The sequence below is a fragment of the Nocardioides sp. NPDC127503 genome (genome assembly GCF_040302165.1).
Classification (GTDB): Bacteria; Actinomycetota; Actinomycetes; order Propionibacteriales; family Nocardioidaceae; genus Nocardioides.
In genome coordinates this window covers 1-1,206 of sequence record NZ_JBEORH010000029.1, presented here as the reverse complement: position 1 = coordinate 1,206, position 1,206 = coordinate 1, and the positions used below count along the sequence as shown (strand labels likewise).

Genomic DNA, 1,206 nt, shown 5'->3' with positions numbered 1-1,206 from the left:
TTCCTACGATTAGTCAAGTACTTATAATTAAAATAAGCATTACTTAACTAAACCGTTCATTTTAATTTTTTTGAATAAGGTGTTAAACTATATTTGATTGTACGTTTGGCTAATGTGGTGACATTTGATAATCGTACAATTTATGATTCATTACAAGATAATGAATTGTTTTTAATAATCGATTTATACAAGCAATGATGGCAGTCTTATGAGGTTTCTCATTAGGCTGCTTTCTTAGTTTGTAGTAATAATCGACGACATGATTGTCATAATGATGCTGCCCTCTTATTATATTCATAATCACCCAAAATAAAAGTTTTCTCGCTTTTTTATTACCACGCTTGTTGATGGTATCTCTACAGTGTGTATGACCTGATTGATATCGTTTGATATCAATGCCAACAAAAGCATTGAGTTGTTTATTTGATTTAAATCGCTTAATATCACCAATCTCCCCAATAATCATAGCTGTGCTTAGCTTACCAATACCTGTTATAGAATGAATATTTTCAAAATAATCGTGTTGTTGTGATAATTGAATCTTGGCATCATCTAATTGTTTGAGATGATGAATAGTTTGTTTTAATTGTTGAATAAGTAAGCGTAATTTTTCGACTAGAAAGGAATGTCTATCGACATTAGGATAGCTTTCTTGAGCAATCACTCTTAATTGTAGTGCATATTTTGTAGCTTTATCCATTGACATTCCCTTATCTGTAGAATTGAAAATATGTGTAAAAAGTACATCCTTGTCGATATCAAGAACCATGTCTGGATGAGTAAAGATTTCTGCGATGTTGAGTGCAATGATTGAATATCGACTACTAAACAATCTTTCTAAACCAGGGAATGTTTGATGGAGTAATTCAAGGATCTGAAATTTAAGTCGATTTTGTTCATTCTCGATTTCTATATGAAAACGGAAGCGTTCTCTTAATTCAAAGAATATTAAATCATGTATAGGTAAGCTGCCTGTTTGTTTAAGCGTCGGTCCTAAACAAGCAAGCTTATGAGCATCTGCCTGATCAGTTTTCCATGATCTTAGTGCGCTCGTTTTAAATTTGGCTTCTAACGGATTCATTTGAATATAGTTAATTTGATTTACACAACAAAATCGTACCATACCTCTTGAATAGATACCTGTAGATTCAATTATGAGTTGTGGGTGGTCTAAGTCATTCAAATACTTGAGTAAATAATTGTAAC

General features: G+C 31.8%; 1 protein-coding gene. It reads right to left on the bottom strand.

Annotated elements, in window-relative coordinates:
* Positions 1-109: 109 nt before the first annotated feature.
* Positions 110-1,206: IS110 family RNA-guided transposase (locus ABTW65_RS29390; protein ID WP_350666724.1), on the bottom strand; the 1,097-nt coding region annotated here is incomplete at its 5' end.